8 protein-coding genes are annotated in these 14,073 nt (G+C 61.4%); all 8 read left to right on the top strand.

The features are described 5' to 3' along the window. Nucleotides 1-61: 61 nt before the first annotated feature. Nucleotides 62-1,402: an ABC transporter substrate-binding protein gene (locus tag ACFSKT_RS04945; RefSeq protein ID WP_377718945.1), complete on the top strand. Its 1,341-nt coding sequence runs from the start codon at nt 62-64 to the stop codon at nt 1,400-1,402. Next, nucleotides 1,399-3,243 carry a cache domain-containing sensor histidine kinase gene (locus ACFSKT_RS04940; RefSeq protein WP_377718944.1) on the top strand — a complete coding sequence of 615 codons (1,845 nt, stop codon included), beginning with the start codon at nt 1,399-1,401 and terminating at the stop codon, nt 3,241-3,243. The genes ACFSKT_RS04945 and ACFSKT_RS04940 overlap by 4 nt, the downstream gene beginning before the upstream one ends. Continuing rightward, nucleotides 3,215-5,191 carry an RICIN domain-containing protein gene (locus tag ACFSKT_RS04935; protein ID WP_377718943.1) on the top strand — a complete coding sequence of 659 codons (1,977 nt, stop codon included), beginning with the start codon at nt 3,215-3,217 and terminating at the stop codon, nt 5,189-5,191. Before ACFSKT_RS04940 ends, ACFSKT_RS04935 begins: the two co-directional genes overlap by 29 nt. Before the next feature lie 295 nt (nt 5,192-5,486). Next, nucleotides 5,487-8,300 (top strand): beta-galactosidase, encoded by a 2,814-nt coding sequence (locus tag ACFSKT_RS04930; protein WP_377718942.1) that lies wholly within the window; start codon nt 5,487-5,489, stop codon nt 8,298-8,300. A 141-nt stretch (nt 8,301-8,441) separates the two neighbouring features. Beyond that, nucleotides 8,442-9,311, top strand: coding sequence for an ABC transporter permease (locus tag ACFSKT_RS04925; protein ID WP_377719015.1), 870 nt, complete (start codon nt 8,442-8,444; stop codon nt 9,309-9,311). A 12-nt stretch (nt 9,312-9,323) separates the two neighbouring features. Further along, nucleotides 9,324-10,235, top strand: coding sequence for a carbohydrate ABC transporter permease (locus tag ACFSKT_RS04920; protein ID WP_377718941.1), 912 nt, complete (start codon nt 9,324-9,326; stop codon nt 10,233-10,235). A gap of 68 nt (nt 10,236-10,303) precedes the next feature. Continuing rightward, the gene (locus ACFSKT_RS04915; protein ID WP_377718940.1) at nt 10,304-11,932 is read left to right on the top strand and encodes a DUF3502 domain-containing protein; all 1,629 of its coding nucleotides are present in this window, start codon (nt 10,304-10,306) and stop codon (nt 11,930-11,932) included. 283 nt (nt 11,933-12,215) lie between these two features. Next, nucleotides 12,216-14,063: an RICIN domain-containing protein gene (locus ACFSKT_RS04910; RefSeq protein WP_377718939.1), complete on the top strand. Its 1,848-nt coding sequence runs from the start codon at nt 12,216-12,218 to the stop codon at nt 14,061-14,063. The last annotated feature ends 10 nt before the right edge of the window (nt 14,064-14,073 follow it).

Genomic DNA, 14,073 nt, shown 5'->3' with positions numbered 1-14,073 from the left:
AATGCCGCCGGCAGTTTTGTGGAATGAGGGAGGGCTTTCGCATGAAAGTACAGGGAAAAAGATGAAAGGTGCGCGCTGGTACATCTTTGGCTGTGTATTGCTGCTCGCGATGGCAGTGGCGACGGTCCAGCTGATCGGCTTGCTGCGCGAAGCGGGCGAAGGGGCGGCGGTCGGCACCTCTGGATCGGACGGACGGATTCAGCTGCTGTGGCTGCATCATTTCGACGAAGCCGGAAGTCAGGCTTGGATCGATTCGGGCATCCGTCAATTTCAGGAGAAGCATCCGAATGTAACCGTCACGGCGCTTCCGCTGGATGGCGGCGACTACATGTCGCTGCTGCGCATGCGCATCGCCAGCGGCGAGATGCCGGATTTGTATATGCTGGACCATCTGTACGGCGCCCAAGACATTATTGAGGCGGGCTTTGCCGCGGAGCTGACCGGCCGCGCTTCCTTGGCGCAGGTGGAGCCGAGGTATTTGAAGGGAGCAAGCACGCAAGACGGACGCGTCTGGATGCTGCCGATCGATGCGAACGGGCTGGGCGTTACCTATAACAAGGAAGTGTTCGCGAAGGCGGGCATCAAGCGGCTGCCCAAGACGTGGAACGAGTTCCTCGCGCTCTGCGAGCGGTTGGAGAAGAGCGGCGTGACGCCGATCGCGGCCGGCTATAAGGACACCTGGACGCTGTTCTGGGATTTGGCCGCGGATATGGTGCCGTCCGCGCTGCTGCAGGACCCGCTCCTCATCGAGAAGCTCAGCGACGGGACGAGGACGTTCGAGGCGAGCGCGGCGTCGCTGGCCCCGCCGCTGGGCCGGTTGGCCGAGCGGTTCGCCTTTGTGAACGCGCATCCCTTCGAGACGTCTTGGGATGAAGCGCGGACGATGGTCGCCGAAGGGAAAGCGGCCATGATCGTCGGCGGCACGTGGAGCGTGGATGGGGTGCGTTCCGTCAATCCGGACGTCTCGCTCGGCTTGTTCCCGCTTCCTTACTCGGACGAGCCGGACGACGCGCGGTTCCCGATGAAGGCGACGGGCGGGATTGCCGTCAATCCGCTATCGCCGCATGCCGATCTGGCGATGGAGCTGCTCGATTGGTTCGCGCGGCCGGAGATGGGGGATTCCCTACAGCGGAACAAGCGCGGCGTCTCCGTGCTCAAGGGCGTCGAACAAGGCTTTGATCCTGCGATCGCCGAATTGAATCGCCGATATATCGAGACGAATCGGACCGTCGACTGGTCGGGCGTTCAGACGGGCTTCACCAATCAGCAGCTCGCCAGAGCCTTCTCCGTGGCGGTCGCCGACTACTTGATCGACCCTGGACGAGGTGTGGATGCGCTGCTGCGGGGACTGGACGACGTGGTGCTGCAGTCCGGGAAGCGGGAAGGAGGCGAAAGCCGATGAGCAAGCCTTTGATCCGCCAGCGATTCCGATTCTTCCGCAGCACGCACATCCGCTCGAAAATTCTGATCTCCAACCTGCTGTTAATCTCGCTCATGGCCGTCTCGATCGGGAGCTTGGCCATCTACGCGACGCGTTACTATACGGAGGTGCAGACGAAGGACTTGACGCTCCAGCTCGTTCACCAAGCATCGGACAAAATCGAATACCGGGCCAAAGCGTTTGTCGGAACGAGCGTGGAGCTGCTGATGCATGAGGAGCTGCGGCAGATGATCGTCCCCGGCACGGACGAAGCAGCCGCGAACAAGGCGCGAAACCGAATGCGGATTAACGCGCTGCTATCGGAGTTCGCGCACAATCATCCGTACTTGAACGCCGTGCTCGTCCGGTCGGCGGACGGCGAGGTCTATTGGTGGTCCGGCGCGGACGGCGATGCCGAACAGATGACCGATCCGGACGCGGCCACATTGGCATCCGAAGCGGCGATAAGGCTGGCCGAGACCAGACCCAATCTGATGTGGACGTCGTCGCCTCGGGGCGGAGACGAAATGATGTTCGCGCGCGAATATATCGACGTTGAAGCGGTCAACCGGAGCTACGGGACGTTCGTCTTTCTGCTGGATTCGGGCTACTTCTGGGATTTGGACCGCCAGCAATCGCTGATCCTTCAAGAGAATATGGCGATTCTGAATGAAGCGGGGGCCTTCATTACGGGCGGCACGTCGGCCCAGCTTCGGGAGGCGGCCGAACGATCGTCGCGCCTGCGCGAGAGCGGGTTGGCCTTCGCCGACAGCCGGGTGAGCGAGCTTGGCGGCGAAAGCTACCTGATGACGCAGGAGCGCAGGGCGGACGGGGGATGGACGGTCGTCTGTCTCATTCCCGCCTCCTTGCTCTTCGGGAAGATTCGCATCCTGCAGCTCGTCATCGCGGTGGTCGCGCTCGGCGCGATCCTGTTATCGGCGTTGGTCGCGGTGTACCTGTCGGATTCGACGACGCGCGGCATCAAGCTGCTGGAGCGGACGATGCGCCGCGTGGAAGACGGCGATTTCGGCATTCGCATCCAGCCGCTCGGCTCGGACGAAGCGGGCATTCTCGCGGTCCGGTTCAACGCGATGCTGGAGCGGATCGAAGAGCTCATTACGACCGTCTATAAGGTGCGGCTGGAGAAGCAGCAGGCGGAGTTCTCGGTGCTCCTCGCCCAGATCAATCCCCATTTTCTCTACAACACGCTCGGCACGATCCGCTGGTACGCCAGAATGAAGCAGCAGCCGGAGCTGGAGCGAATGCTCGCTTCGCTCATCGGACTGCTCAAGTCTTCGGTCAGGCGAACGGGCGAGGCGCGCGCGATCGAAGAAGAGCTGGCGGATATTCGAAGCTACATCGAGCTGCAGAAGATCGGCTACGGCGACGCCTTCGACGTGCGGTACGAGATCGGCGAGGAGCTGCTGCCGTGCGGCGTTCTCTATCTGACGCTGCAGCCGCTCGTCGAGAACGCGATTTTGCACGGGCTCGAAATGTCCAAGGGGGGCGGCGTCATCACGATCGGCGGCCGAGCGGACGGCGACGATATCGTGCTGACGGTGGCGGATAACGGCATCGGCATTCCGCCGCAGAAGCTGGCGACCTTGCTCGACGGGCCGGAGAGCCGCGGCGGCTACCCCGGTCTGCACAGCATCGGCGTCCGAGGCGTGCACGAGCGATTCCGTTTGTATTACGGCGAGGCGTATGGATTGAGCTTCCGAAGCGAGCCCGGCCAAGGGACCGAGGCGATCGTGAGGATGCCGCGCATATTAGCGACGGAAGGGGCGATGACGGTTGCTGCGAGCGATGATCGTGGAAGATAACGCCGTGTACAGGTTCGCGATCCGGACGATTATCGATTGGGGACAATGCGGATTCGAGCCGCCGGTCGAGGCGGTGAACGGCAAGCAGGCGCTGTCGTGCCTCGCGGAATCGCCGGTGGATTTGATCGTCACCGACATCAGCATGCCCGAAATGAATGGCATCGAGCTTATCCAGCAGGTGAAGCGGATCGCGCCGGGCACCGAGATCGTCGTGCTCAGCTCGTACGATGATTTCCCGTTCGTGCGGAACGCGTTGAAGCTTGGCGCGGCGGATTATTTGCTTAAGCATGATTTGGAGCCGGAGAACTTGGTCTTGGCGGTCATGCAGGCGAAGGAGAAGCTCGAGGAGCGAAGCAAAGCGAGCGCTCGCGAGCCGGAGCCGGTGAAGGCACGGCAATGGCTCCAACAGCTGCTGACGCGATCCGTGCCGCTCGAAGAGGCGGAGCGTCAGGCGGACGCGGCTTTGCTGCCGCAGCGCCGCAGCGCTTTCGTCATGCTGTCGGCGGTTGTGAACGGGCTGGAAGCGGCCTCGGGGCATGCTCCGGCGGCTGATCCAGACTTCGGACCGCTTGATCCGTCTTGGCTCGTCATTCCGCTCGGCCGGGGACGTTATGCGGTCTATTTGGATTTCAAGGCCGAGAAGAGCGAGGCTCGGATGCTGACGGCCGCCTATGAGGCGGCGGAGGGGATCGGCCGCGCGATTGGGCTGAGCGGCGTCAACTGCCGAATCGGCATCAGCCGCGCCGGCTTCGGCGTGAAGGCGATCGAAGCGCTGCACAAACAAGCGGAAGCGGCGGTCTTCCGCAGCTTATACGACGAAGAGGAGGACAAGCGCATCTATGCGGCTCCGGGCGACCGGCCTTATCGGGACACGGTGCTTGCCGGCAGCTTCCCATCGCTTGCGAAGGCGCTTAAGAATGGGGAGGTCGAGGCGTGCGAGGCGCTCGCGGAGCGGTTGTTCCGCGATATGCGCGTCGTCAAGCCGCCGGAGGGCGAACTTCGCAAGCTGCTGCTCGACTTGTTCGCGCTCCTGGTCGCGGCGGCCTCCGATCAAGGCGTGGAGCTGGAGACGATGGATGATTGGCAGGGCTGGGTGACGGATTCGCTGGCCCGGTTGAGTCCGCTGGAATTGATCAGGCAGACCGTAATGGAGCGGATTCGCCGCGTCTGCGCCGGCAGTGCGCGCGAACGGCCCGAGATTCGGCAGGCGAAAGCTTACATTATGAAGCACTTGGACGAGGAATTGAACGTGGCGGATCTGTCCCGGCGTCTTGATCTCAGCCCGAATTACTTGTCGATTCTGTTCCGGCAGCAGACGGGGCAGCGGCTGTCCGAATTTATTCAGCAATGCCGGATGGAGGAGGCGAAGCGGCTGCTGCGGGAGACGACGCTGAAGGTGTACGAGACGGCGGCGAAGGTAGGCTTCAAGGATACGTCCTATTTCTGCAAAGTGTTCAAAGAGTATGCCGGCATGACCGTCTCGGATTATCGCGGCAGCACGCAGCCGGTTAGCGGCTTCCAAGCGGAATCGCTCTACATGCTTATCAACCGCAACAGCGGCATGGCGCTCGACGTGGACAGCGATTCGCTGGCGGAAGGGGCGGGAGTGATTCAATGGCATCAGCACGGGGAAGCCAATCAATGCTGGATGTTCGTCCCGGCGGGTGGTGAGGCATACAAGCTTGTAAACCGGCGGAGCGGCCTGCTGCTCGGGGTGGAGCGAAGCTCGGCGGAAGGCGGCGCGGGTCTCGTGCAGGAGGCGGACAGCGGCCGAGCCAGTCAGCGCTGGCGGATCATGAAGTCCGGCAGCTACTACAAGCTGGTCAACGCCGGCAGCGGTCTGCTCGCCGACGTGAACGGCGGCGAGAAGGCGCCCAATGCGCGGATCATTCAATGGAAGGATACGATGGGCGCCAATCAGCAGTGGGATATCGTGAAAGCGCGGTAGCCGCCATAAATTGGACGGTAGTTGGGACAAATCATGGCAGTCCAGGCGTATTTTACATTGACAGCCCTTGACCATCAATGTCGTAAGCCAGCCGTTTCGTAGTTTTATCATACTTATCGTAGAATTTTTCTACTTCGCAAGCCGGCGATGCCGCCTTCCTCTGCGCAATATGCGCGGCGGGGAGGCGGTTTCGTTGTTTATTGCCAGATTTCTTAGATTATTCGAATGAGACGTGGCTTCGGAAGGTCTAAAATTAGAGTTGTAATCGCTTACAACGTGAGGAGCTGATTCGTGGATGAGTCTTACCACCGATAATCCCTTCGAGCTGCAGCCGGACGCTATTCGAATCCATGGCCGCAGCGAGATCATGCTTTGCGCGTCGCTCTTCTATTTCCGGATTCCGAGGGCGCTGTGGCACGAACGTATGGAGCAGCTAAAGGCATGCGGATATAACTGCATCGACGTCTACTTCCCATGGAACTATCACGAAGACGCAGAGGGGCAATGGGACTTCGGCGGGGAGCGGGACGCCGAGGCGTTCCTTCGGCTGGCGAAGGAGGTTGGTCTGTACGTCGTCGCCCGCCCGGGACCGTATATTTGCTCGGAATGGGATGGCGGCGGTCTGCCGGCGTACCTGTTCGCAAAAGAACATCTACGGCTGCGAGACAACGACCCGCAATTCCTGCGCCATACGGCGCGTTGGTACGAGCGCATCATGCCGCTGCTGGCCGGCTTCGAGCTTGGCCAAGGCGGAACCGTGATCGCCGTCCAGCTGGACAACGAGCTCGACTTCTATGGCTGCGAAGATCCGGTGGGTTACATGGCGGCGCTGCGAGAATTAGCCAGAAGTCACGGCATCCGCTCGCCGCTGCTCGCCTGCGCCGGGCAGGGCGGATTGTTCGAAGCTTCGGGGTATGCGAAGGGCGTCGTGCCGACCTGCAATTTCTATCCGCATAACCGCGATCCCGAATTCGAAGCGAAGGTATTGGCCTACCAATCGGAATTGGCTGCCGGCGGCGTTCCGCTGCTGGTGACGGAGACCAACCGCTCCCACTTCCTGCTGCGGCGGCTGCTTGCCTGCGGAGCCAAGCTGCTTGGCCCGTATTTGCAGGCGTCGGGCACGAACTTCGGCTTTACGAACGCGACGAACAATTGGGGCGAGCCCCTGGCGTTCCTGACGTCGGATTATGACTTCGGCGGCATGATCTCGCCGGAAGGCGCGCAGCGGCCGGAAGCCCTCGAAGGCCGATTGCTCGCAAGTCTGATCGCCGCTTACGGGACGCCGCTGGCGGAAGCCGTTCCTTCGGGAGACGATTCCTCGGCCGTGACCGTCCGCGCGGTGCAGGGCGAGGCGGCGGGACCGTTCGCGCTGCGGCTGAAGGGCGGCGGACGCCTCCTGTTCCTCGCGAATACAGGGAGCGGCGATGCCGCGCTGACGCTGGCGCCCGCGAATGCCCAATCCTCGGAGGAAGCGACGCTGTTCATGCACCCGGATCGATGCGCTGCGCTGCCGTGCGATGTGCCGCTGTCTCATTGGGGGCTGCCGGGGAGGCTGTCATTCGCGACGGCGGAGCTGTTCGCCGTCCGGCAAGCGGCCGGCACAGTCCGGATGCTGTTCCATACAGAGGGCAAGGCGCGGTTAACGTTCGAGATCGGCGAAGCGGAAGTGCGGGGCGTCTCCGGTTTGGAGGCGCGTCAAGCGGAAGGCGTCTGCATGCTGGACTTCGACAAGGCAGCAATCGGCCGATGTCAATTCGTCTGGCCGAGCGGACAGACGCTGGAGATTGTCACGATGGACCGGGAGCAGGCGCTTCGGTTGGAACCCGCGGAGGCGGACGGCGAGAGCCTTCGATTCGCGCCTCCGGCGACGGGCGAAGCGGCGACACCCGCTCAGCCGATTGCGGCCGACTGGCGCCTGGCGGTACTCGACCCCATTCAGCCGTTGACAGGGGAGCTGCCGACGCCGATCGGTCAAGCCGACTTTCTGGAGAAGCATGGCATTCTCAGGGGGTATGGCTGGTATCAGGCGCAGCTCCCGACGGCATCCGAGGCAGAGCCCCAGCTCGGCCTCTTCCTGAACAAAGGCAGCGACGTGCTGTCGTTGTATACGGAGGCAAGGTATCTCGGCACGTACGTAACCGGCGGCGCCAGCACGTTCGTGCCGCTTGATGCCGCTGCCGTAGGGGAGATTACCGTTCGCGCCGAGATCTGGGGACATACCAACTTCGACGATCCTCGCCTGCCGGGGCTTCGGATGAACGCAATGAAAGGCATTCGCGGTCTGGCGGCCATCACGCGCATTCGGGAGCTCTCCGCCAATTGGCGTTACGCGCTGTCGGATTCGGACGATTCGGCAAGACAGCCGGACGTGCCGTTCCTGACGGCGGCCTCCAAGCCGATCGTCGCGTTCGGCGGATGGCTAAGCGGCCGCCCGTTCAGACGGGAATGGTTCGCCCGATCGGTAGCCACATCTGCCGATACGACGGCGCGGGTGCTCCGCTTCGACGGACTGGAGGGTACGGCCGAAGTATTCGTGAACGGCCGATCCGCCGGCATGGCGCAGCCGCTTGATCCGTTCGTCGATCTGACGGCGTTGACGTCGCCGGGCGAGGCTATCGAGTTGGCCGTGCTGCTGGGGCGCAATCTCGGCCAGAAGGGCGGACGCTTGCAGCTATTGGAAGGCTATGAAGCGACCGATTGGCGGCTAGCCGGCTGCGGCGAGGAAGAGCTGCGCGCTTACGCGCAGAACGCGCGTCACGCCGCCGAGTCGGTTCAACTTCCGCTCATGCTTGCCCCCGGCCAGGTGGCGCTGCTCTATGGCGAGCCGTCCGGACCCGGACAAGACGCTTGCGCCGGATGGCGCGTAACGGTGCAGGGCCATGGCCTTAAGGCGACGGTGTTCTGGAACGGCCGGCTCCTCTCCCGGATGTGGCTGCCGGGCGGGGGCGCGAGGCCGACGATGACGGGCGGGAGCCCGGATTCCTTCTATGTGCCGGGCGCTTGGTTCCGCAAGCCCGAAGATGAAGCCAACGAGATCGTCATGCTGCTCGAAGCAGTCGAGGGCGGCCAGCCGGCCGAGCTGCGCGGCTTCGGGCTCGCGCCACTATAATTTGCCGCGCCAAGCGCGGCGCGAAAGGAGGAGATGGCCATGGCGCAAGTAAGCCAAGCGAATCCGGCCCACGGAGCCGCGATTCAAGCCGCGCCCCGGAACAGACTGAAGCGGTTTCGGAACAACAAGACACTGCTTATCATGTGCCTGCCGGCGATCCTGTTCTTCATCGTGTTCGCCTACCTGCCGATGCCGGGCCTCTATCTGGCCTTCGTCAAGTACAACTACACGGACGGCATCTTCAACAGCCCGTTCGTCGGCTTCGATAACTTCCGTTTCCTTGTCATGACGGGTGATCTGTGGCGGCTGACGTTCAACACCGTAGCGTATAACCTGGCGTTCATCCTGCTCGGCAACGTGCTGCAGATCGTCGTGGCGGTGTTCCTGAACGAGCTTCGCCTCAAGTGGTTCAAGAAGGTGTCGCAGACGCTCATGTTCCTGCCGCATTTCATCTCGGCAGTCCTCATCGGCCTGATCGCGTACAACGTACTCAGCTACGACTACGGTCTGCTTAACAGCATTCTGACCTCGCTCGGAGTCGATCCGGTCAAGACGTATTCGAATGGGAGCATCTGGCCGTTCATCATCGTGCTGACGTACTTGTGGCAGTCGACCGGCTACGGCTCCATCGTCTACTTCGCCGCCATCATGGGGCTGGACAACGAAATTATCGAAGCGGCGGAGATCGATGGCGCCAACGCGTTCCAGCGTATCCGCTACATCGTGCTCCCGTGGCTGAAGCCGACGTTCATCATCCTGCTGCTGTTCTCGCTCGGCGGCATTCTGCGCGGCAACTTCGGGTTGTTCTTCAACCTCGTGGGGGCGAACAACACCGCGCTGTACGCGACGACGGACATTATCGAGACGTACGTGTTCCGCGCGCTCATGACGAATTTTAACTTCTCGATCGGCAGCGCGGTGAGCCTGTACCAGTCTGTATTCGGCTTCGTCGTCGTCCTGACCGCGAACTGGCTGGTCAAGAAATTCTCGCCCGACAATTCACTCTTCTAGGAGGCGGCTTGCTTGGAGGAATCTAACGAAATTCGCAGCATTCGGACCGATCTGAGCGGCGCGTTCGTGAAGATCGTCGGTTATGTATTCATCGGCGCCTTCTCGCTGGCATGCCTGCTGCCGTTCCTGCTCGTGCTCGGCACGTCGTTCACGGCGGAAGCGTCGATCAAGAAATACGGCTTCAATTTCTGGCCGCGCGACTTCAGTATACTCTCGTACAAAATCGTCTTCGAAAATCCGAATCTCATCATCGGCTCCTACCTCGTGACGCTCGGCATTACCGTAGTCGGCACGGCGCTTGGGCTGTTCCTCGTCGCGATGACGGGGTATGCGCTGCAGCGGCCGGACTTTCAATACCGCAACGGCATCTCCTTCTTCATCTACTTCACGACGCTGTTCACCGGCGGGCTGGTGCCGTTCTACCTGCTCATCACGCAATACTTGAGCCTGAAGGACAATTACTTGGCCGTGCTGCTGCCGGGGCTGCTCAGCCCATTCTTGATCATCATGATGAAAAGCTTCGTCCGCTCGATTCCGCACGCGATTACCGAGTCGGCCAAAATCGACGGCGCCGGCGATTTCACGATCTTCATGCGCCTTATTCTGCCGATGACGACGCCGGCGCTGGCGACAATTGGCCTGTTCATCGCGCTCGGCTATTGGAACGAGTGGTACAACGCGATGCTGTTCCTCTCGCCCGACGTGAAATACCGGCCGCTGCAGCTCTTCTTGTACAACGTCATCACGAGCGCCGATTTCATCCGCAACTCGGCCGCTTCCTCGAACGTGACGCCGAGGGACGTGCCGCTCGAATCGATGAAGATGGCGACCGCGGTCGTGGCGACGGGGCCGGTCATCCTATTCTATCCGTTCGTGCAGCGTTACTTTATCAAAGGCATTACGGTAGGCGCGGTAAAAGGGTAACCGATGTGCCGGGCATGCCAGCCATGCCCCTCACATAGATGCAAACGACAAAGGGGAGGCGTAAGACGATGAGAACGAAAAGGAAACCGGTCCTGCTGGCGCTCTTGGCGATCATGGTCGCGATGCTGGCGGCGTGCAGCGGCAATAACGGCAATGGAGGCAACGGCGGCAGCGCGAATGCCGGCAAGAACGGCGAGGTGCAGTCCGGCAATAAGGGCAATGCAAGCGGCGAGAAGGCCGGCGACGGCGCGATCGACACGTCCAAATTCGTCAAAATCAGCTACCTCGTGCTCGGCGACAAGCCGAAGAACGGCCAGTTCGAGCAGGTGCTGGACAAAGTCAACGTCATCATGAAGGAGAAAATCAACGCCGAGCTGGAGTGGAAATGGATCGAATGGGCCGACTGGCAGACGAAATACAACCTTGCGCTGGCTTCCGGCGAAGCGATCGACCTGATCACCATCGGCACCGACTGGCTGGACACGTGGGGCAATGCGCAGCGCGGCGCGTTCATGAACCTGGACGATCTGCTGCCGACCTATGCGCCGGAGACGTACAAGTCGATCCCGGCCGAGGATTGGGAGCAAAGCAAGTACAACGGCAAAATCGTGCTCATCCCCGAGAACGACTATACGCAATGGGTTAACCACGGCTTCTTCTACCGCGGCGACTGGGCGAAGGAAGCGGGCATCACCGAGCCGATCAAGGATTGGGAAGGCATCGGTCAATACTTGCAATACGTGAAGGACAACAAGCCGGACGTCATTCCTTGGGACGCGGCATCGGGCGTGCAGACATGGGGCGGTTACGTCACCTCGTACACGGATCAGCTGGAGCTGCCGATCTCGACCGGCTTCCTCCCGATCTTCACGGCGAAGTCGTTCGACGAGAAGTTCACGGTGGCGGGACCGGTGTTCGAAGACGTGTTCGTAAATTACGCGAAGATGATGAAGGAATGGGGCGACAAGGGCTTCTGGCGCGAGGACGCGCTCAACAACAAGAACAACAACCGCGACGCGCTCAAGGCGGGTCTCTCCGGCCTCGACCAGCATCATACGCAGACGTTCGGCGGCCTTCGCGTCGAGATGGACAAAGCGCAGCCAGGCTCCGAGCTCCAAATGTTCCCGTTCAGCCGCACGCGCGGCACGAATCTGATGGAGCTGTCGATCACGCACGGCGGCACGTCCGTCGGCGCCCACAGCAAAAATCCGGAGCGCGCCTTGATGGCGTATGACCTGATCCGCAACAACGAAGAGATCTATCATCTGCTCAACTACGGCATGGAAGGCGTGCAGTACGAAATCAAGGACGGCAAGCGGGCGCGTCCGGCCGGCTACGACGAGACGAAGGATGGCTTCTACTCCGACTTCTGGGGCGGCCGCGTCGACAAGTTCGAGATCCCGAGCGAGACGACGTACGATCAGCTGGAAGAGACGCTCTACGCGGAGTACGACAAGATCAAGAAGCCTTACGTATTCGGCCAGTTCGTCTTCGACAAGACGCCGGTCGAGGCGGAGCTGACGGCGATCTCGCAGGTGACGGGCGAGCTCGGACCGGCGATCGTGGTCGGCAAGGCGGGCGATCCGGTCGAAGCGGTCGAGGCATTCCGCGCCAAGCTGAAGACGGCGGGCTACGATAAAGTGCTGGCCGAGCTGCAAAAGCAGCTGGACGCGTACAAAGCGCAGCTAGGCGAATAGTAAGGAGGTTGATCGAAGAACAGGAAAAAGAGACGGGGAGTTCGGCATAAGGCGGATTCCCCGTCTTCCCTATATACGCATCCCATTCGCGAAATTCTTTTCGCGAAATTCCGCTTGCGAAAGGGGGGATTGTTATGTAACGCAGGTACGGCTTGAAGCCTAAAGGTTCGAACATAGGTTAGCCATCGTAGGTTTGCCCAACGTACAGCAATCCTCATCACTATCGCCAATAACGGCAAAGGAGCGGATCGGGATGCGATTCGAAAGGAAGGTGGTTGCCACCATGCTCGCTATACCTCTCATCATGAGCGCCGGATTCGGTTCTGGCGGCTTCGGAGGCGGCGAGACCGCCAGCGCGGCGGCTTTTACGGCCGTCGTCAATCCAAGCGTCCAGTATCAAACGTGGGAAGGGTGGGGCACCTCGCTCGCCTGGTGGGCGAACGTCATCGGCGGCGCGCCGGAGGCGGTGCGAACCGATTATGCGAACCGTCTGTTCAGCCCGACGACGGGCCTCGGGTTCAACATCGTCCGGTACAATATCGGCGGCGGCGAGAACCCGGCTTATCCCAATCATATGGAGTACCGCGCCCGAGTACCGGGATTCAAGGCGTCCGCGACCGCGGCGTACGATTGGACCCGCGACGCGAATCAGCGCTGGGTGCTGAATGCCGCCAAATCGCGAATTCCGGCAAGCGAGTTCATCGCCGAAGCATTCGCGAATTCGCCGCCGTGGTGGATGACCAAGAGCGGCAGCGTGACGGGCGGCGTCGATGCGGCGGAGAATTTGAAGGACGACATGTACGACGAGTTCGCCGACTATTTGACGACGGTGACGCAGCATTTTCGCGACAGCTGGGGCATTACGTTCCGGACGCTCTCGCCGGCGAACGAGCCGAGCTCAGACTATTGGTATTTCGGCAATCGCCAGGAGGGCAACCGGATGTACCCGGCCAATCAGGAGAAGATGATCGGCTATACCTACGACTCGCTCCTGCAGAAGGGACTATCTACGCGGGTCAGCGCGCCGGAGGAGACCTCGATCGATCTGGCCCGCAATACGATCAACAGCTATTCGGCGACGACCAAATCCAAGCTGGTGCAATACAACACGCACACGTACGGCGGCAGCGACCGCGTCGGGCTGAATACGGCGGCGGGCGGCAAGCGGCTCTGGAACTCGGAGCATGGCGACGGCGACGGCACAGGCATCACGATGGCGCGCAACATCCAGTGGGACATCAAGTACATGAAGAATACCGCATGGGTGTATTGGCAAGCGGTCGAGACGCCGGGCGGCTGGGGCATGATCGAGACGGATCTGAACAACGCCTCCGGCGACCGGTCGGTCTACACGGTAACGAAGAAATATCACGTCATGTCGCAGTGGACCAAGTACATCCGTCCGGGCTACAAGATCATCGATATTTCGAACAACGACTCGATCGCCGCATACGACAGCGCCGGCAAGAAGCTCGTCATCGTGACGGTGAACGACTCGTCGAGCGCGAATAGTTACACCTACGACCTGTCGGCGTTCAACATGACGTCCAGCACGGTGTCCGGCACGCGCACGAGCGGGACGGAGAATGCGGCGGCGATGACGGGACTGGCACTATCGGGCAAAAGCTTCACGCAGACGCAGCCGTCGAAATCAGTCAGCTCGTTCGTCATTACCGGCGTAGAGCCGGCGGCGAGCGCGATCGATACGACAGCGTATTACGAGCTGAAGAACGTCAATAGCGGCAAGGCGCTTGATGTCGTCGGAGGGGCAACGAACGACGGAGCCGACGTCGTGCAAAATACGGCAAGCGGCGCGGCGAGCCAACAGTGGCAATTCGTCAGCGCGGGCAGCGGGTATTACAAGCTGGTCAACCGGCAGAGCGGCAAGCTGCTCGACGTGAGCGGCGCGTCCTCGGCCGACGGAGCCGACGTCATCCAGTGGACCGACAACGGAGGGAACAATCAGCAGTGGCAGGCCGTCTCGGTGAGCGGCGGCTATAAGCTCGTGAATCGGGCCAGCGGCAAAGCGATCGACGTCTCGCAGGCGTCGACGGCCGACGGCGCGGACGTCATTCAATGGACCGACAACGGCGGCGCGAATCAGCGCTGGCAGCTGACGAAGGTGAACTAACGGCCGAAGG

The sequence above is a fragment of the Paenibacillus xanthanilyticus genome (assembly GCF_042682185.1).
GTDB classification, from domain to species: Bacteria; Bacillota; Bacilli; order Paenibacillales; family Paenibacillaceae; genus Paenibacillus_Z; species Paenibacillus_Z xanthanilyticus.
The sequence above is the reverse complement of the archived record's forward strand: the minus strand, read 5'-3'. Positions and strand labels throughout refer to the sequence as shown.

What these genes read in the sequence shown, in the direction of transcription:
- ACFSKT_RS04945 (WP_377718945.1), top strand. Translation starts at nt 62, where the DNA reads ATGAAAGGTGCGCGCTGGTACATCTTTGGCTGTGTATTGCTGCTCGCG.
- ACFSKT_RS04940 (WP_377718944.1), top strand. Translation starts at nt 1,399, where the DNA reads ATGAGCAAGCCTTTGATCCGCCAGCGATTCCGATTCTTCCGCAGCACG.
- ACFSKT_RS04930 (WP_377718942.1), top strand. Translation starts at nt 5,487, where the DNA reads ATGAGTCTTACCACCGATAATCCCTTCGAGCTGCAGCCGGACGCTATT.
- ACFSKT_RS04925 (WP_377719015.1), top strand. Translation starts at nt 8,442, where the DNA reads ATGTGCCTGCCGGCGATCCTGTTCTTCATCGTGTTCGCCTACCTGCCG.
- ACFSKT_RS04915 (WP_377718940.1), top strand. Translation starts at nt 10,304, where the DNA reads ATGAGAACGAAAAGGAAACCGGTCCTGCTGGCGCTCTTGGCGATCATG.
- ACFSKT_RS04910 (WP_377718939.1), top strand. Translation starts at nt 12,216, where the DNA reads ATGCTCGCTATACCTCTCATCATGAGCGCCGGATTCGGTTCTGGCGGC.